The sequence below is a fragment of the Nocardia sp. NPDC056000 genome (genome assembly GCF_042269265.1).
Lineage (GTDB): Bacteria > Actinomycetota > Actinomycetes > Mycobacteriales > Mycobacteriaceae > Nocardia.
Genome location: NZ_JBHJXS010000007.1, coordinates 97,030 through 114,677, shown reverse-complemented (window position 1 = coordinate 114,677; position 17,648 = coordinate 97,030). Strand labels below are relative to the sequence as shown.

Sequence of the window (17,648 nt, the reverse complement as noted above, 5' to 3'; positions counted from 1 at the left end):
GTCTCGGCCCAGCCCGCTAACCCCACACCGGCGGCGGGAAACGTTCACCGCTCACCGAGACGGCACCACACGAACGCCGAATCCGATTGCCGCGCAACATCTCACAACAGGTGAGACAACGAGCAGGCCTCGGCGCGAGGTGCGCCGAGGCCTGTAACCACGACAGAGCCGCACAAATCAGTCGTCGGCCCCAGAAGTCGAATCTCGCCCCTGCCCCTCCGGCGGTGGTCCAGCTACAAGACTCAGCCGGTCTCGACTTCGCCGGAGGGGCGGGCGTACCTCATACCAGGCGTCCAAACCTATGGCTATTTCCGCAGCGGGTCCCGACGAGGACCGGTACTCCTACAGCGCCGGCGCGCTGGCGCGGCTGACGCTCTCGGAGCAGATGAGCGCGGTTGCTGACTACGCCGCCTCCCTCGTTTCGACGGTCAACGACCGCGGCATGCGGCGGAGCAATGGTGGAAGCGGCCCGGGGGCTGCTGAACACGGCGCAGGAGGTCATGGTGCGCGCGGTGTTGTACGAGCGGCGTGCCACACTTCCTGGGAGATAATCGGGGGGTTCTGGAGCGGCGGACAACCCGACTCAGTCACCTCCGGACTACCGGAGCTGAGCCTGATCCAGGAGTTGGGGCAGGTGCTCGACGCGATGAACGACCTGCACGGCGACATGTTCTCGCCTGTGGATCCAGGACAAGAGCGCATGCCTGCTCGACCGCGAAGCCCCACTGCTGGAACGGGTCGCGGTCGAGGACAACCGACACGAGGCGGTCGGGCAGGCCGCCGAGGCACGCGCGCCGGTTCGCGCGAACCCACTGCGGTTGCTAGTGAGAATGGGACTTCTCGGTACTAGCCACGGACAGTTCAGTTCTCAGGCAGATTCGTCCCCGGGTTCCTCGGTGATAGCTATGCAAGATGACGGCGCGGGTTCTCTCGGTTCCTATGCCAGGCAACGGCATTGAACGGACATTTGCGACGACATTGCTGATTGTTGTTTGATCGCGGTCAGTCGTGGATAACCCCCGCATGGGAGTATCTGCCCGATCGGCGCGAGCTGGGGTGGGAGTGGTCGTGACGCCCAAGCGGCCCTCGAATTCCGGTATCGGCGGGGTGGAGCTTCACTGGATACGCGGTGCCTGGCGGGAGTCACCCAACCTCCCGCCAGGAGCCGATCCTGGAGCGGGCAGGCTCGTATCGCCCAGCGCTGGCGCGGCTTTCGCTCACGCGGACGTGAGCTGTAGGCACTCGCAATCAGTTATTTGAAACGGCTATCACTGTGCGGTGGGTGGCGGTAGTCTCTGCGGTGGCTCCGGCAACAGCGTGTGGCTTTCCCGGTGCCTCGGAGAGAGATTCCCGCTCGCCGGGCCCTGGGTTAGCCCGGCGAGCGGGACCCCCAACCTGCCGTGGTGTGGCGTAGCTGTCGCGGAAAGGGGACACACCGTGCAGGATTCACGCAGCATCGCGAACCTGCGTCGACTCGCCGGTCACGTGCTGGCCCGCTACGGGAGCATCGACGCGTTCTGCGCCCAGCTGTACCTGCTGCTGGACTATCCGACCACCGAACTACCCGCCGCGACAGGACCGTACGAGCGGGACCGGTGAGCTCACCGGGCGGACTATGGCCGGGGTGCCGACTTCGCGTGCTCAGTTCCTCTCATAGGTCCGTGGGACCGATCCCAGCTCACGCAGCACCCGTTCGATCGCGTCCAGACGCGATCGCAGCCGTCGGCGGTCAGCGACCGGCATCGCCGCGGTGAGGCGCTCGAGTTCGCTCAGTGCCGGCTGGACGATTTTCGATAACTCGGCCACGCCACCCCCTGGTCCTGCAAGGCGAAATCCTTTGCAAGCCATGGTAGTAGAGCGCCGAACCGGGCGTGGCAGTTCCGCGCCGCAGGCCGCGGGGGGCGGGTTTCAGAGATCGAGCGCGTCCAGATCGATCGGATGCTGCGCGGTGAAAACGGCCAGCGCCGCGTCGATCTCGCGCAGGACCACCGCACACAGGACCCCGGGATGATGGTGCAGGTGGAACGTGCGCTCCCGCGTCTGGATCTCTATCGCGGTGTCTGGCGGGTTGCCGGGGGAGCTCACCACCGTGATATTGCCACCGATCAGACACCGATTCCCGGCCTTTTGGTCATTTGCCCGGACCGTGGCGATCCGCTGGCTACAGTGATCGACGGTCCCGCACATCGGTGACCACGCACCGGGACCGTTCGAGGGGTACAGGGCCGGGCGGCAGCGATACGAGGGGGCACGATGGCCGATGTTCGAGACCTGTTGCGCGAGGTCCAGTCTCGCTACGGATCGGTCGAGGCGTTTTGCGCTCGCCTGCGCGCGACGATCGAGGACCCCACCCTCGAACTGCCCGCGCTCGTGCTGCCCGCCACCCCCGGCAGGCATCGCCGCACCGACTGACACCCGCACTTGCTGATACCAGTTCTGCTGCCGCGCACCGGGTGTGGGCGTTGCCCGCCCCGGGAACGGGGTGCGTCCAGGCAGGATGGGCGGGCAAGACATCGCATCGGCACCCACGGTCTCTGTCCCGACGGCGCCGACAGCGATCCATCACCGGCGCTTCGACCACGCTAACCAACTTCTGCAGGGCGGCGGGCATCGGCGCAGCGGGTTTTACACGGGTTACCCGGTGGCGGGAATGAAGTCCGGGAACTGGCAGTCCAGATCAACTCGGTGGCCTCGGAGCGACGCGCATGGCCGGCCTCAACGGTAGGGCAGGTGAAGGTGGTGATGGCGCGCCGGACGTCCGGCGCGGTCGAGGTTCCAGCGGTCGAGGTCGTCCGGTGCTGTCCACAGCGCGCGGATCCGCGCGCGCACCGCCCGCCACCGGCGTGGGGCCGGGGGAGTGGTGCGGGCGGTCTGTGTCATCGAAGGGCCATCCGGGTCGAGTGGACAAGGGCCTCGCCCCGCGCGTCCGGTGAGGGCGTGCGGGGCGCGACCCTCGTATCGGCTCGGACACCCGGGTCGCGTGCTGCGCCGACATTCCCAGCACACACCAGCCTGCCCGCTCATCCAACCGGTTGGTACTCGATCGAGGCCAACCCATGACGTACCCGTGACCGAGGGCACGAACGTCTCGAACGGCGTGGATTCGAATCTTCCAAGCCGGTCCCGCAACCCCTGCTGGCAACGCGCGGGAAACCGTGCTGTTCCCGCCGAAGCGATGCTCAGCGCGAACCACTTGTCACTGAACCCACGGGCCGTCTCCAGGCGGCTACGAGTACCCGCTGGGGACCCGCGACGCCGGTCGACCTTCTTCGTCTGCACCGCGTCCGCTGTGAATCATGGGACTGCCCGCTACACGGCTCGCGATTCGGCCCGAACGGAACCGTGCTCGAAGGACCTGCCACCCGGCTGCTGTCGGCCTGGGAACGCTGAGCGCGTACTGCTCACTTCAGGGCGGGCCGGTATTCACCATGCGGAGTTCCCAACCGCCATACCGACTCGAACGCATCACGGCATCTGACGATTACGTCGGGCGCACGGGTTTGCTCGTTTCCGAACCATCGGCCGTCACCGTCGAAGTGGTTGAACACCACCAGCCGGTCATCGAATAGCCAGAAGTCGACGGGTGAGAGAGCCAATGTCGTGGTGCGGTGCCGCGGCAGCCGGCGCACTTGCTCGCCGCCTTCGGGATTCCGTGTGGTCTCCCACTCGTAGTGGATGTACTCCGAGACCGGTTCGGACACGACACGGGCACGGCGCATATCCACACCGCGCCTTGTCATTTCGCGCGTCATTGACAGCCACGGCGCCCACCATTCCCGGTCCTCGGCCTCATCGAGCGTGCCGTACCGCCATCCCGAAATGCGCTCTGCCTCGTCAGGTACGGCATAGACATCACGAAGCTCCAAGTGCAGCGTCGATGCGGTGCACGACGCGTATAGCGCCGACCACTGCTCGTCGGTCAATAACTCCATGTATCTCGTCCTTCGGTAGGAAATGGACCGCGCTCTCCGTGACCCGGTAGGGCCCGCCTGCGTGATATCGACCAGCTAGCGCATTAGTGGTGGGGAGAAACTATCCTCTTCGGCTGGCGCACAGGTGGCAGGCAGACCGGTGATGACCAGCGCCGCAACGGTTTTCATCGGTGCCTCGATAGCGGGTAACGCTATCGCGCACCTGTACGGACGTCCGCGATTCGCGGACTGATTGCACCGATTGTCCGTTGATTACTTGTGGGAGAGGATGTAATGGGCGAGCGTCTCGGCCAGGCTACCGAGGCCCAGGCACACGAGGGACAGGGTGATCATCCCGGACTTCTCGTCCCCATGAATGCTGGGCCAGGCGTCGGCGAGCAGAGCGACCAGGACGACGGCGCCGATGCCGGTGAGAAGCCACGACAGGTATCGGAGGTCCCGGACGAGACTCGAATTGTGGCCGAACATACTGTGGATTCCTCGATTCCAAGAGATGTGCCCCAACCAAGGGGCGCCCCCGACTGGGCACCGGGATTTCGGGGGCGTCCGTCAGATCGGCGTGCGCCGACCCGCGCCTAAGGCGACATTCCGAGTCGTCCTATCGCACTGCGGCACAACGTCTCCGGGTAGTCCGACACGTTCTCCGCCCACCCTTGCGGCGCAGTGATCCCGGGGTCGAGGAGCGTGTACTCCGCGACTATCGTCTCGATCTCGCCGACCGAGCGTGGCCGGAACTCCGGCATCCACAATCGACATTCCGCGCCGATATGTTCTGCGAGCTGTTCGTCGGGATCGGAGACGAGATGGCTGATCACCAGCCATGACCCGGGCACGATGGCCGCTGACAACTCTCGAACCGCAGCCGCGGCCTCCGGGAGTTGCTCGAGGACCCACCCGCCGATCGACAGGACTATCGGCTCCTGGAAATCAAGGAAGTCGCTCTCTCGCACCCGGTTGATCAACGCGCCGGTAGCAGCCAGGTCTGCTTCCACTGCCCTGGTGTGCTCGTCGCAGGACAATGCGCGGCGGTGTGCGGCCACGAATCGATCAGCGTCGACGTACAGCACTGCGGCATCGGGGTTTATGCCACGGACCGCAAGGTGGGTGTCGGTGGGGGAGGGGAATCCGGCACCGATGTCGAGGAACTGCGCCGCACCCTGTTTCGCAAGGTACGTGCAGGCCCAGTGATGGAACCACTTCGCCGCCCGCGCATGCTGTTGCATGGCAGGGAACAGATTCGAGAGCCTGGCCCCTGCTTCGCGATCGGAGATGTAGTTGTCTTTGCCGCCGAGGAGGTAGTCGCGCACACGCGTGGATTCGGGGGTCATGCACCCGGTCCAGAACTGGTGCGAGTGAGCGCGCACCTTCCGCGCGCTCACCGCCGAGCCTTCCCGAACTCGTTCGGTGTCCACATGGGCGCGATGCGCAGAGTGCCCTCGGGCTCGGCCTCGTCCGCGCAATAGATCGTGTACAGCCGGGATTCGGCGAGGCAGTACACGTCGGTACTGCTGTAGAGCTCGGCGATATCGTCCTCGCTCAGATGCGCCAGGCTCGGAACGATGATCGATTGCGCGGCCTCGAACGTCACGTACTCGAGCAGCCGCTCGGACGGATAGGCGTCCTCATGCGCGTAGATGAGCGCGATGAGTTCGCGACCCAAAAGCTGGGCGGCAATGCGGATTTCGCACTCGTCGTGCTCGGTCCGAAGCAGCGACACCGTGCGATCGAGATAGCCGATAGCGCGCATCGTCATTACGGACCCACCACATACTCGCGATAGGCCCGGCGCGCGATTGCCATCCGGCCCCGGGAGGTGGGTCGCCACCGGGACGGGCTCTGGACGGTCCCGTGCGCAAACCCGTTGCGTGCGAATCGCCTCACGACTCTCCGGACCGATCCCTCGGGCACCCCGGTGCTACGGCTGAGTTCGCGGATGGTCGCTGATTTCGTGGGAGACCAGGACACCATCGCGCCGAGGATCTTGGCCTCGTACTCACTGAGAGCCATTGCCGTCGCCTCCGCCCGGCCTATCGAAATACCCTGCTGTATGGCCTGTTTCGCGCGCGACGCGTGCCTCGATAGCAGCGAAGGGCACGGCGTCTGGTGGACGAGGTGCTCGGACGAAGGGGCCTAGGGTCGTCGCGACAATGCCTACTAGCGTGGCGACGCAGATTATGAGGATGATTGTCATGTCGGGTGTGCTCCGTGTCCCTGGAACGGCTGGGGGCACCCGGCACCAAGGATATGGTGGTCGGCCTGATGCCGGGTACTGACTTGCAAGTCCACGACATCGGCGCAGGTGCGGAAAGATGTGTGCGCCGGGCAGGTGTGTGCAGAAGGGGCGTGCACAATCGTCGATTTATAGCCAGTCACTCTCTCTGGTGCCACACTCCCGTTATGGGACGTCGACCGAAGCAGCCGAATCGTCAGCTCGAGGAGCTGGTCGAGGAGGCGGGTGGCGTTCGAAAACCGCTGGCGCGTCGTGTGATTGACCGAGGCCGCAGCCGCGGTCTGGAACTTCGATACGACCACAGTTCAGTGGGGCGATGGCTTGCCGGTGAACAGCCGCAAGCGCCGATACCCGATCTGATTGCCGAGGTCCTCACTGAATTGCTGGGTCGCAAGATCACCCCGGCGATGTGCGGTTTGCGTGTCAGTCCGGAGGCGACAGCCGATCTCGGCCTCGAATTCGCGCTCAACCTTTCCGATGCTGTGGACGCAGCAACCGCACTGTGGCGCAGCGATGTTGAACACCGACGGTTTCTACAGGACACCTCGTACGCTGTTGCGGTCTATCCGGCGGCGTCAATGCGCTGGCTCACTCTGCCAGGTCCAGAGCACCCTGTATCGAACAGATCCTCACGGCGAGTAGGTCAGACCGACGTCGACGCCGTTCAGACCATGGCGACCGCATTCCGCGACCTAGACAACAAAGTCGGGGGAGGCAAAGTGCGCCTTACGATCGTCCAGTACCTGCACAGCTCAGTCTCGCCGTTGCTGCGTGGCAGCTTCACCGAGAACATAGGGCGTCAACTCTTCGGCTCAACCGCTGAGCTTGCCCGACTGGCAGGTTGGGCGGCGTACGACAAAGAGGACCACGGCCTCGCCCAGCGCTATCTCATCCAAGCGTTGCGACTCGCTCGTGGCGCTGGCGATACCAGCCTCGGTGCCGAAATCATGGCTGCAATGAGCCATCAAGCGACTTACGTCGGTCGTCCGGGCGACGCTGTCGACCTCGCCAGAGCGGCCCAGATAGCGACCCGCGGAACAGGACTCGCCGCACTCGAATCTGAATGCCACATGGTCGAGGCGCACGGGCACGCTGCGCGTGAGGATCGCTCAGCGTGCCTGGCCGCGCTTACCGCCGCTGAACGCGCTTTTGACCGTGCGGACCGCACCCACCGGCCAGACTGGCTCGTCTACTTTGACGAGGCTTACTTGTCCGCGAAAATCGCGCATTGTTTCCGAGAGCTGGGCGACGACAGGCGCACGGCGCAATTCGCCGAACAGGCCCTCAAGATGTCGCAGGGGTACAAACGTGGACGGGCGTTCAACCTCGCGCTGTTCGCCTCGGCGCTGGTACCGACCGACCCAAGAGAGGCCGTGACGATCGGACATGAAGCGCTTACCATCGCCACCGATCTCGCATCGCGCCGTAGTCTGTCGTATCTGCGTGACCTTCGCTATCGACTCGGGCCATACGGCTCGATCGGCGAGGTCGCGGACTTCCGTCAGCAGGTTCTCGAACTCACGAATCGGTCAGACTGAGAGCGCGGTACACAGCGACAACTGTTGCAGCGCCGACAATTTCGCCCCGGTCTATCATGGTGACCGCCTCGTCGAGGCCGATCCATCGGATGTCTTCGGCTTCATTGATATCGGGCGTTGTGTTCGTGAGATCCGCCCCGCGCGCGAGGTACACCTCTTGCGGATGGTCAAGGGTGCCAATCGCCGGCTGATAGGTCACCAGGTGCGTCATGTTCCGTGGGCGCCAGCCCGTCTCTTCCTCGACTTCACGCGCTGCGGCCGCTGCAACATCTTCCGCATGGTCTACGTAGCCGCCCGGAAGCTCCCATACCCATCGATCAATGATGAACCGATGCCGGTACATCAGAAGCAGCTCGCGGCGGTCGTTCAGCACCAATGTCATTGCGCACCGGGGCATTCGGGCAACATACTGTGTGAACTGGACGCCATCGGGAAGTTTGATGTCGACGGTCGACAAGCGAATGTGACGGTTCTCGTCGACCACTTGTTCATCGAGGATCGTCCACTGAGTTGGCCTCACCGGTTCGACAGTACGCGGTTGGCCTCGATCGAACTGTCACTACGGTCGGAGAGATCGTCGTCATCGACATCCGTCACAACGTCTACAAGGCCGCCTGGCCTGGTCGGCTGCGGCCTGCGCCCGCATGGGCGACCTGAATGAAGCGCTGAACGACGCTCTACCGGTCGTCACCGAATTTTCCAACCTGTCGCAGCGCGCACTCTCCTTGTTCTCGAACCGATTCGGCTAGCCGCAGACCAACTCGCGATCGGCAGCGACTTCCGCCGCAGATACGACCTCGCTCAGAAAGCACTCACCATATGAACGCGATATCCAGACTGGACTTTCAGCACCTCACAGCCGCAGAGGCCCGACAAATACGCGACACCGTCCGAGATGTCTTCCAACGCTCGTACGTCGAGGCCATCGCTTCGGGCGACCCATTCGAAGCGCCGGACGAGTTCATGGGCCGGTTCGACGCCTACACCGACCCCGCACGATCCGGCGATTTCGAGTACGTCCTCGCCCGAGTCGACGGGAAGCCGGCTGGCCAAACCTGGGGATGGCCATTGCTTCCTAACACAGCGTGGTGGCCGGCACTGGTGCTGGACGATCCGAAGGTCGACCGCAACGGGTTCATCGAGGAAACCGGAAATCGCACTTTCGCATTGAGCGAGATCATGGTGTGCACAGAGTTCACCGGGCGAGGGCTTGCGCGCGCGATGCAAGACGAACTGCTCGGTGGCAGACCGGAACAGCGGGCAACCTTGCTCGTTGACCCGGCGAATGATCGCGCCTACGCCCGCTATCTGCGTTGGGGCTGGGGCAAGGTTGGCACGTTGCGCCCGCACTGGCCCGACGCCCCGAATTTCGATGTGCTCATTCGTGAACTGCGATGATCAGTACCTATCGTTGAGCTCGCGTCCCCGTCGTGAGGTAGATCTGTCAGTTAGCCAGCTGGTGACGATGCGAATCACCTCGGCCTGGTATCGCTGACTCTTCGGGTTCAGGTACTGCGGGTCGTCGTGCACTGCGAAGCCGTGTTGCGAGCCCTCGATTTCAACCAATTCCACTGGTGCAGTGAACTGTTCGACTGCCGCGCGCGAACCGGCGATCGGTACCAGGGTGTCTGCGCTGCCGTGGACGATCAGAGTTGGGGTTGTGATGTCGCCGAGGATCTCGTTCGGCTTCAGCCAGAACACCTCATTGAGCAGTGGGCGGCCATGCTTCAGCGTGGGCGTGAACTGCACGGCGCCAGTGTCATTGAGCTCCTTGGCGCGTTCGTCGTTGATGACGTCGTTCGTCCAGTAATCTCGGGAATCGATGGTTCGCTTCTTGTAGTCGAACTGCGGATTGAGCAGTATCAAGCCTGCCAACTCGTCTGGCCGATTCGCCGCGTAGTAAGAGCAGACTCCGCCTCCGAAGCTGGCACCGAGGAGACTGATCTCTCGTGCGCCAGTGTCCTCACGAAGCTCCGCCAGCGTGACACGGATATCGTTGAGGGTGGTCGACAGGGTCAGCTCTTCCTGGTGGCCTTCGCTGCCTCCGTGGCCGCGGAGGTCGAACCGCATGGATGCCACGCCACTTTCGGCGAGGCCCGCGGCAAGACGTGTGAAGAAACCGCCCTCCTCCCGTGTGACACCACCGCCGTGCACCAGGACGACGGCTCGATCCGTAGGGCCTTCGGCGGTGACAAGCGTGGCCGCTAGATAGAGGCCGTCGAGAGTGCGGATCCGGCGAATGCTGTTCGTGGGCACGAGGGTCACCCAATCAGATTGGTGGAGAAGATGGAGGGCCGTCCCGCATCCCGGGCCCCGCGTTGCAGCCTGCGCTCGTCACCTGCTCTGTCGGCCGAGATAGCACCAAGCAGTTAGCGCTTCGCGTATCCGCCTGCATTCCAGACGATCCAACGGAACTGGTCGGGTGAAAGAGGTTGGCGCACTGGAATTCCTGGAGCGACCGGGTAAGGCCAGAAGCAAAACCCGCAGCGGTGGCAGTAGCACCCTGCAGTCCAGACGTGGCGAGCGGCTGGGCGGCCCTTCAGGATTCGCCAATATCGCAGGTCTCGCCGGATTGCGACTGTGAAGAGCAAGAGTGAGGGGGTTGCGAGAGTGGTCGTTAGAACGATGGAAAACAAGATGAAAAGCAAGGGCGAGGCAAGATTCGTTCGGGGGTCGAGGGCTCCGGCGACGCAAGCCACTGCGACGAAGAGTGCGGGTAGCAACAACAGAAAGCCGAAGCCGACCAGCCTTCCTGAGCGCTGCCGTGCTGGCTCGGGTGTGAGTGACTCTGCTAGACGGGTGGAGCGGGTTCGCTCGATGGTGGCTGAGCCGAAGGTCGGGATGAGTCCGCCGGCGCTGATGCCGATACCGGAGTAATAGTCGGTTCCGTAGTAGGTCGAGGTTCCTGTGGCTCGGATGGCAGGGACTCGCTGTACCTGGTCGTCGTGTTGGCATGTGGGGCAATTGAAGTCGTATCCCACGGTGGCATCCTGTCCTGCCGCGGTTGCGCTGCGATGGTGACGGTGGCCGCGCAAGAGCGTCTGTGCTGGTTCCCGGTGGAGCGCTAGTGGATCCATCGAACACCGTTGCTGCGCGGCTGTCGAGTCGGATCTCAACTTTCGTACACAGGCGCGGCGTAGCTTCTCGCACCTACGGGCACGCCGTGTTTCTCTGCGTCGGAGAGCTGAAATCCGTTTCGTACCAGCGAATTACGAGGACATCGCGATCGGGGAAGTGCATGTGCTGATGTGATAGACGTTTGTGTGTGCATTGGATGGGGCGCGGCGAACAGGCTTCCACGTCTGGCGTTCTCCCGTTGCCGGTCGGATCGAAAGCGGGCCTGTACACGAGGGCGACGTTGTTTGATCGACCGGCGTTCGCGCGACGCCATGGCAGCCCGCCGCCATTGACCGAATCACTGGCCTACGGCGGGCTGATCGAGTTCGAGCGGAATCGTGGCCCATCGATCATCTGATCGAGAGTTTGCTAACCGCAGTGGTACTCGTTGACCGCAATCCCTTGCGGGCCTCAACTGCGGCTCCGGACATGTCGATAGCTATTGAATATGATGCCCTACACATTGAGCGGTGTGGCCGGTCCGATGAGGGGTTGCCTGAACGCCTGGCAAACACGGATATCGCGAGTGCCGGCGAATTCCGCGATGTCGATGGAGATGGAGTACGGCTCGCCAGTAGCCGGGTCGCGGAGGTGGGCGAACTCGTTGGGTTGACGAGCGTAAGCGACGTGGATGTCGTTGTTCCAGAAGCGACGGAAGTCGCGGTCCTGCCGAAGGTGATCGAAGAGTTCCTGCGCCCGGGGACTGGTTCGGTAGAGGCCGAACGGTCCGCGAAGCATCCCGACATGGAAGTGGGCTTCGTGATCCCATTCGAGCGTCACGCTCATGGCTGGTCGAGAGTTTCTGTGGATGCAGAAGAACCACACGGCGATGTTGTTCCCTGCTGTGTCGAGACCCGGCAGCGCGCTATAGAAGGATTCGTTGGCGGACAGCACGTTCCAAAGCGGATCGGTGTACACGCAGAGCATGCCGATCTTGTCCATGTGTGCGAGGGCTTCGATGCGGCCCGGTGTGTTGATCCGTGAGCGCAGCTCGTCGATCGGGGGGAGGTAGGCCGGTGGTCCCCATAGTTCTCGAGTGTGCCGAGCCTGTGGGTAGCTCATTTCGAACGCTTTGATGAAGCATTCGAGAACCTCCCGGGTTGGGCGATAGCCGTTTTCGATCTGCTTGACGTAGGTTTCGCTGATCGCCACACGTTGGGCGGTCTGCGCTCGGCTCAGGCGCTGATCTACTCGGATGCGTCGAAGCCAGGCTCCGAGATTCGGCATCTGGAGATCGTCCGCCTCGCTGTCGTCGATGATCGGCAATCGTCTGCGGATGTTCCTTCTCGAAGATGGACTCATGCCCTCTCCCCCCGTTCTGTGGATGTGGTGGACCGCCTGGCTAACCGCGGTGAATGCTCAACTCCCCCTTGAGTCGTGACCGTTCCTACCAGGGGTAGAGCATCCCGGCAACGCGATTGCACCCGACGGATTGCGGGATGTTCGCGATCGTTGCACGGGGCGGACATCCCTGATGTTTCCAGCCGGAATCACATCGAATACGGGCGGTGATTCTATTGCCCCTTGAACGCGGAAATTGCTGGATATCCACCATGGCGTGAGTGGAAATGAAATCGCCTGGCAAATCTGTCGCCACCGAAACCTATGGTGTGCAGTCGCTTTCGTAGTTGTGATGGTGGGGCAAGCGAAATGTTACGAAAGGGAATCTCGTGGATCCGATGGAAATTCTGTCCTACCTGAACTTCGGTTCGGCGATCGCCTCGAATGCTCTCAGCATTGTGACCCAGCTCATCTCGCTGGTGGGACAGTTCCTGTAAGTCCCGATCTTTGGCGCAGCGGCTCCAGGCTGCATCGCCGCAGCCAGGAGCCCTGTGCTCTCGAGTTCTGAACGCTAACTACTGCGAACAGGACTGCTCTCTTCTGATGAAGGGTTATTAAAGGTGCAAATTCCCAAAAGGACTGTGGCAAGTCCCAGGTGGTCCGCGATGTGTACACCACGCGAATCCCACGCGCGGCCTGCCCCATTGGCATCTCGACCACAGATCGCCCGCTGTGTACGCGTCATTGTCACGGGCGCGGTACCGATGTCGATATTGCTGTCAGCACCGGGCATTGCCTCGGGCGCCGGGCCCGATCCAGTCGCAGATCAACCAGGCATCACCAGCCCTGCTCAGCCCGGCACTGTCGCCCCGGTCGCTCCGCCGATGCCATCGGGCGGTGATCAGGCTCCACCGGATCAGAGTGTCCAGCAATATCGTGAGCAACCACCGGAAGTGCGCAACGGTGCGACGCCAAGGCCGCAACCCTCGCCAGATCCGGCACCACAGGTGCTACTGCAAGATCTGCACTTGCCGGAGCCAGTTTCGCCGGTCGCCCCTATTGCGCCGCCGGACAACACTATTCGGATCGGTCAGTGGCAAGCTCCGTCGCCGGAGTGGCTGCCCGCATCGGTACGCGACTGGATCAATAACACCTCTGCAGACGCGGAAGCTCAAGTCGCGACAGCCCTGGACTCGGTCGGCGTACCTGCCGGACGATCCGACCGGGTGAGCGGCGCGACGCTGGCTGGTGCGGGCGTCGGCGCTGCCGCGGGCGGGGTAGTCGCCGGTGGCCCGGTTGCCGCGATCGGCACGGTCATCGGCGGTCTGGTCGGCGGCACGGTCGGCGGAATCGCCGGTGCGGCACTCGGAACCATCGTGCCGGTCCCGATCTTGGGGACGGTCACATCCGGGGTGTTCGGGACCGCGATCGGTGCTGCGGCAGGGGCCGCAGTGGGGGCGGCGGTAGCAGGCATTCCGGCGGCGCTGGTAGGCGCGGTCGCCGGCGGTACCGTCGGCGCGGGATTCGGCGCCGGGGTGGGGGTGGGTCAGCCATGACTCGACGCAACTTCCGGATGTCCGGTTGCGCGGCCATGACCCTGCTGTTCAGCACCGCACTGATGGGAGCGGCGAAACCTGTTGCGGCACAGCAAATGCCGATTGGTCCCGGCTGCCCAGCGCTCTATATCCTCGGCGTCCAAGGCACTGGCCAGTCGTCACCGACAGCCAGTCTTACCGCCGATACCGGTGTGATCGGTGCGCTGCTGGGCCCGGTGGTCGCGGCCGCGCCGACGCTGGTGCAGCGAAGCTACGTGCCCTACGAGGCCGGGTTCGGTGGCGCGGTGCCAGGAGGCGGTGCTGATCCTTATGCGACGTCGGTGGCCTCTGCGGTCGACGGGCTCGTCGCCGCAGCGAGCCAAGCGGTGCAGACCTGCCCAGCCACGATGCTGGCGGCGGTCGGCTATTCCCAAGGTGCGCAGGCGGTAGCCGAGTTCGCCCGCTCTGTCGGTTCCGGTAGCGGGCCGGTCGCGCCGGAGCAGATCGCCGCAATCGCGTTGTACTCCAATCCGACCCGCGCCCCTGGTGCCTCGGTAATCCCTGGTCGGCCCGGTCAGAGCGTCCCCGATCCCGCCCCAGGTAGCACCGGTATCGAGGTGGCCGGAGTTCAACTGGCCGGTGCCTCGTCCGATGGCGGGGGAATCGCCGATGACGATGCGGGATACGGAGCGTTGACCGGTCGCGTTGCCGATATCTGCGTCAATGGGGATCTGGCCTGCTCGGCCCCGGACAACGCGGCACTTCTGCGTGCTGGTGCCGAACTCGCCGCCCAAGCAGACCTGCGCGATCCGATCACCGCACTCGGATCGATCCAGTCACTGCTGGCCTCGGTGCTGGGCGATACGTGGACAGCGCTGGTGCTCAACGATTTCCACGTCCAGGTCGCCGATGTCGACTACAGCCCGACGCGGACGCTGGCCCAGCGGCTGATCGATGCCGCAGACCCTCGGACAGCCGGGCCGTCTCCCGATGATGTGAGCGCGGCGGGTAAGCGGTGGGGTGAGATCACCTCCGCTGTCATGCAGAACCCAGTGGGTGTGCTGCCGAAAATGGCCGGGCAGTTGTCCTCGGCGTGGGGGCAGCTGATCGCCGACAACAGTGACCTGATGAACCCGGCGACACTGATTCGATTCGCGGACACCGTCGCTCGTCACAACGGCTACGCCTCGACCGGTCAATTGAGTTCCGGGATCGCCTGGCTCATCGCCCTTGCCCACGACCTCGCCGGGAGTAGGCCATGACCGAGTTTTATGCGCCGATGCCCGTGGAGCGTAAACGTCGGCCGGGTTCCCTTCTTCGCACCCAACCGGTCAGCGTCCGATATCTGTCAGACCATACGCGAGCGTGGCGAATCGCGTACGTGTCCAACGACTCTCGCGGCGAGCGAATTCCAGTGACAGGGACGGTCATCACGTCGAACCCGGTCACCGAATCGGCAACGACGCCGATTGTGGTGTACTGCACCAGTTTCCACGGCCTCGGTGGGGAATGCGCACCGTCGCAGCAGCTGGTCACCGGGGGAGAAGCGCTCGACCAGATACAGGCGGTACTGGATCAAGGGTGGATGGTCGCGATTCCGGACGGGGAGAATCTCGGCATTCCCGGATTGGGTCCGCATACCTTTCTCGCCTCTCGCGCGGCAGCTCACGTGACGCTCGACCTTGCTCGTGCCGCCCAAGCGCTGTCGGATTCGGCGCATGTGTGCCAGAGCCCTGCCCCGATTGTGCTGTGGGGGTACGGCGATGGCGGCCGTGCGGCGGTATGGGCGGGCGAACACCACCGCGCCTATGCACCGGATCTCGACCTGCGAGGAATAGCCGCGGGCGCAGTGGTCAGCGATCCAGGCGCACTGGTGCGTTCCCGGCGTGGCGGTCCATGGTCGGCATTGGCGCTGGCTGGATTGATCGGCCTCTCCCGCGCCTACCACCACCTCCCGTTACGGCACATCCTCACCGAAGACGGGCTCCGTGTCGCTCAGCAGGCTGAAACCCTCAGTGCCGCAGTGCTACTCGATCAGTTTCGGCAGCCCCTGGAGCACTGGTGCAAGCACCCGTACCCCTGGGACGACCCCGTCTGGCGCTACGTCCTTACCAACGAAAGTCGAAGCGGCGCAGGGGCTCCCGAGGTTCCGGTTCACCTTTACCACGGCAGTGCCGACAGAGTCGTGCCGGTGGAGTCCGGTAGCGGATTGTTCGGCGAGTATCAGCGGCGCGGGGTGAGTGTCAGCTGGTGCGAATACGACGCAAACCACTTCCGGGCCGCTATCGACAGCATCCCGGACGTCATGGAGGCACTCGCAGGTTTCCTGCAGGGCCCCAGGACATCGAGGTGAATCGCTATGCCACACAACCCACGAGAGCAGCCTCGTGCGCACCGCGCGCGCCCGATTGCGGCCTTCCTGGCTGCTGGTTTGTGTCTGTTCGTCGGTGCGATCGCCCTGTCGCGTGCAGATGTTCGGATCGACGGCGCATGTCCGGCGTTGTATGTGCTCGGAGTACAAGGGACCGACGAAGGTCCGTCCGATGCCGCGGCGACCACCGACACCGGTGCCCTGGGGAAGTTGTTCACTCCTCTACTCGCCGAAGCTGGAAACACAGTGCAGCGCAGCTATATTCGGTACGGATACGCCGACGACGGAACCGAGACCCCGTATCAGCAGGCCGTGCTCGATGCGACGCAACGGCTTGGCACGAACGCCGCACTCGCCATTCAGCAATGCCCGGCCACACGCATCGCTGTCGCCGGATACGGCCAAGGCGCCGCAGCCGTATCAGCGTTCGCGCGCTCTGTAGGTGCCGGTGACGGCCCCGTGAACGCGGATGCGGTCGCCGGGATCGCGTTGTTCGCCAATCCCACACGCGCACAAGGCGCCGTGCTTCCGGGCCGCCCGGGACAAACGACACCGAGCGCGGCCCCGGGGACTTCCGGCAAAGCGCTCGCGCAGATCACTCTGACCGATACCGGAACCGGCGGTTCGGGCATCGCCAGCAACGCCACTGTCGATTACGGCGTTCTCGCCGGGCGTGTGGCCGACTTCTGCACTCCCGGTGACCTGACTTGCGACTCGTCTCAGGACACACCGCTCACTACGACCGTGAAAAACATTGCCGCCCAATCCGATACCAAAGATCCGATCACGGCGATCTCCACCATCGCGCAAGCGCTTGCGGCGACGGTATGGAAGACCACCGCCGGGGTGATCGCCAACGACCTATCCGGCACCAGTCTCGATCAGTTGTCCTACGAGCCGACAAAAACGCTCGGACAGCGTTTGGTGGACGCCTCCGACCCCGCCACTGCGCTCCCGGGTATCAGCGACGCCCTGTCGGTCCTGTTCCGGCTGGGCACCATCGGGCTCAACACCGTGGTGTCCGTCGCGAAGAAGGTCTTCACCACCGGCACCATCAGCGAATTGGCCACCGTTGGCATGGCAGATCCGATCGCCGCATTAGCGACCCTCGGCGCGAAAATCGTCGGCGCCGTGGTGGAACTGATCCCGCCGCAGACCGCGCTGAACTGGGTGAACCAGGCGTTCACCGCGATCACCTCCACCGTGACGAACGACAGCGACCTGTACAGCATGGCGACCTACACGCGATACAGCGACACCACCGGACGCCACGACTCCTACACGCGAGCCTCCGCCGACGCCTCCGGGACAGCCCCCTTGGCGGCCGCCGCGAAGTGGTTCGCCGCGCTTGCCAAGGACATCGCGGCAACGAACCTCACGACCACAGTGCCCGTGCGATCGACCACCTACTCGACGACGACGTCAGCGAGTAGGACGAACGACTCGGTGCCACAGACGAATTCATCAGTGACCGTTACAACGCAGTCCGGACGGCCCAGCACCACGGCGTCGTCCCCCTAGACCCCTTCGGGCAGGCGGTGGTCTTTGCGCCGAGACAACCAGACCAGTCCCTCGCGGGCCGCCTTCCCGAAGGGCCCCAGCTTGCGCACCAGCGCTGGAGGTGAACCTCAATGCCCCACAACC

Annotated in this window: 18 protein-coding genes; 9 read left to right on the top strand and 9 right to left on the bottom strand. The window is 63.9% G+C overall.

Annotated features, from left to right (window positions below; all coding sequences use genetic code 11):
- The first annotated feature begins 1,437 nt into the window (after nucleotides 1-1,437).
- Nucleotides 1,438-1,599, top strand: a complete 162-nt coding sequence (locus ACFC4D_RS21440) for a hypothetical protein (RefSeq protein ID WP_376065719.1) — start codon at nucleotides 1,438-1,440, stop codon at nucleotides 1,597-1,599.
- A gap of 309 nt (nucleotides 1,600-1,908) precedes the next feature.
- Here ACFC4D_RS21440 and ACFC4D_RS21435 read toward each other — a convergent pair whose 3' ends face one another.
- Complete coding sequence (locus ACFC4D_RS21435; RefSeq protein ID WP_376065716.1) at nucleotides 1,909-2,085, bottom strand: hypothetical protein; 177 nt, start codon at nucleotides 2,083-2,085, stop codon at nucleotides 1,909-1,911.
- 168 nt (nucleotides 2,086-2,253) lie between these two features.
- Between ACFC4D_RS21435 and ACFC4D_RS21430 the strand changes: the two genes are divergently transcribed.
- Complete coding sequence (locus ACFC4D_RS21430; RefSeq protein WP_376065713.1) at nucleotides 2,254-2,412, top strand: hypothetical protein; 159 nt, start codon at nucleotides 2,254-2,256, stop codon at nucleotides 2,410-2,412.
- A gap of 989 nt (nucleotides 2,413-3,401) precedes the next feature.
- Here ACFC4D_RS21430 and ACFC4D_RS21425 read toward each other — a convergent pair.
- The 5 genes from ACFC4D_RS21425 to ACFC4D_RS21405 all read right to left on the bottom strand — a co-directional run bounded on the left by ACFC4D_RS21425 (nucleotide 3,402) and on the right by ACFC4D_RS21405 (nucleotide 5,939).
- The gene (locus ACFC4D_RS21425) at nucleotides 3,402-3,932 is read right to left on the bottom strand and encodes a DUF6879 family protein (RefSeq protein ID WP_376065710.1); all 531 of its coding nucleotides are present in this window, start codon (nucleotides 3,930-3,932) and stop codon (nucleotides 3,402-3,404) included.
- Between the two features lie 252 nt (nucleotides 3,933-4,184).
- Nucleotides 4,185-4,400, bottom strand: coding sequence for a hypothetical protein (locus ACFC4D_RS21420; protein WP_376065707.1), 216 nt, complete (start codon nucleotides 4,398-4,400; stop codon nucleotides 4,185-4,187).
- 107 nt (nucleotides 4,401-4,507) lie between these two features.
- The gene (locus ACFC4D_RS21415; RefSeq protein ID WP_376065705.1) at nucleotides 4,508-5,260 is read right to left on the bottom strand and encodes an SAM-dependent methyltransferase; all 753 of its coding nucleotides are present in this window, start codon (nucleotides 5,258-5,260) and stop codon (nucleotides 4,508-4,510) included.
- Between the two features lie 47 nt (nucleotides 5,261-5,307).
- Nucleotides 5,308-5,685, bottom strand: a complete 378-nt coding sequence (locus ACFC4D_RS21410) for a hypothetical protein (RefSeq protein ID WP_375956520.1) — start codon at nucleotides 5,683-5,685, stop codon at nucleotides 5,308-5,310.
- On the bottom strand, nucleotides 5,685-5,939 hold the full coding sequence (locus ACFC4D_RS21405) for a helix-turn-helix domain-containing protein (RefSeq protein WP_376065702.1): 255 nt from the start codon (nucleotides 5,937-5,939) through the stop codon (nucleotides 5,685-5,687). Before ACFC4D_RS21405 ends, ACFC4D_RS21410 begins: the two co-directional genes overlap by 1 nt.
- 198 nt (nucleotides 5,940-6,137) lie before the next feature.
- Here ACFC4D_RS21405 and ACFC4D_RS21400 point away from each other — a divergent pair, with 198 nt between their 5' ends.
- On the top strand, nucleotides 6,138-7,700 hold the full coding sequence (locus ACFC4D_RS21400) for a hypothetical protein (protein ID WP_376065699.1): 1,563 nt from the start codon (nucleotides 6,138-6,140) through the stop codon (nucleotides 7,698-7,700).
- Here the strand turns inward: ACFC4D_RS21400 and ACFC4D_RS21395 are convergent.
- Nucleotides 7,681-8,220 (bottom strand): NUDIX domain-containing protein, encoded by a 540-nt coding sequence (locus tag ACFC4D_RS21395; protein WP_376065696.1) that lies wholly within the window; start codon nucleotides 8,218-8,220, stop codon nucleotides 7,681-7,683. The genes ACFC4D_RS21400 and ACFC4D_RS21395 overlap by 20 nt on opposite strands.
- A 299-nt stretch (nucleotides 8,221-8,519) precedes the next feature.
- Between ACFC4D_RS21395 and ACFC4D_RS21390 the strand changes: the two genes are divergently transcribed.
- Entirely contained in the window at nucleotides 8,520-9,098 is a 579-nt protein-coding gene (locus ACFC4D_RS21390; protein WP_376065693.1) for a GNAT family N-acetyltransferase, read from the top strand.
- Here ACFC4D_RS21390 and ACFC4D_RS21385 read toward each other — a convergent pair whose 3' ends face one another.
- Entirely contained in the window at nucleotides 9,099-9,965 is an 867-nt protein-coding gene (locus ACFC4D_RS21385; RefSeq protein WP_376065689.1) for an alpha/beta hydrolase, read from the bottom strand.
- Nucleotides 9,966-10,122: 157 nt separating this feature from the next.
- On the opposite strand from ACFC4D_RS21385, the gene ACFC4D_RS21380 reads away from it, so the two are divergent.
- Entirely contained in the window at nucleotides 10,123-10,284 is a 162-nt protein-coding gene (locus tag ACFC4D_RS21380) for a hypothetical protein (protein WP_376065687.1), read from the top strand.
- A 989-nt stretch (nucleotides 10,285-11,273) separates the two neighbouring features.
- Here the strand turns inward: ACFC4D_RS21380 and ACFC4D_RS21375 are convergent.
- Entirely contained in the window at nucleotides 11,274-12,083 is an 810-nt protein-coding gene (locus tag ACFC4D_RS21375; RefSeq protein WP_376065685.1) for a helix-turn-helix domain-containing protein, read from the bottom strand.
- A gap of 1,241 nt (nucleotides 12,084-13,324) precedes the next feature.
- On the opposite strand from ACFC4D_RS21375, the gene ACFC4D_RS21370 reads away from it, so the two are divergent.
- From ACFC4D_RS21370 to ACFC4D_RS21355, 4 genes are read left to right on the top strand one after another with little or no spacing between them, the layout of a single operon-like run.
- A complete protein-coding gene (locus ACFC4D_RS21370) occupies nucleotides 13,325-13,654 on the top strand; it encodes a hypothetical protein (protein WP_376065682.1) in 330 nt (109 codons plus the stop codon).
- Complete coding sequence (locus ACFC4D_RS21365; RefSeq protein WP_376065680.1) at nucleotides 13,651-14,895, top strand: cutinase family protein; 1,245 nt, start codon at nucleotides 13,651-13,653, stop codon at nucleotides 14,893-14,895. Before ACFC4D_RS21370 ends, ACFC4D_RS21365 begins: the two co-directional genes overlap by 4 nt.
- On the top strand, nucleotides 14,892-15,986 hold the full coding sequence (locus ACFC4D_RS21360; RefSeq protein WP_376065677.1) for a lipase family protein: 1,095 nt from the start codon (nucleotides 14,892-14,894) through the stop codon (nucleotides 15,984-15,986). The genes ACFC4D_RS21365 and ACFC4D_RS21360 overlap by 4 nt, the downstream gene beginning before the upstream one ends.
- Nucleotides 15,987-15,992: 6 nt before the next feature.
- Nucleotides 15,993-17,525 (top strand): cutinase family protein, encoded by a 1,533-nt coding sequence (locus ACFC4D_RS21355; protein WP_376065675.1) that lies wholly within the window; start codon nucleotides 15,993-15,995, stop codon nucleotides 17,523-17,525.
- Nucleotides 17,526-17,648: the final 123 nt, after the last annotated feature.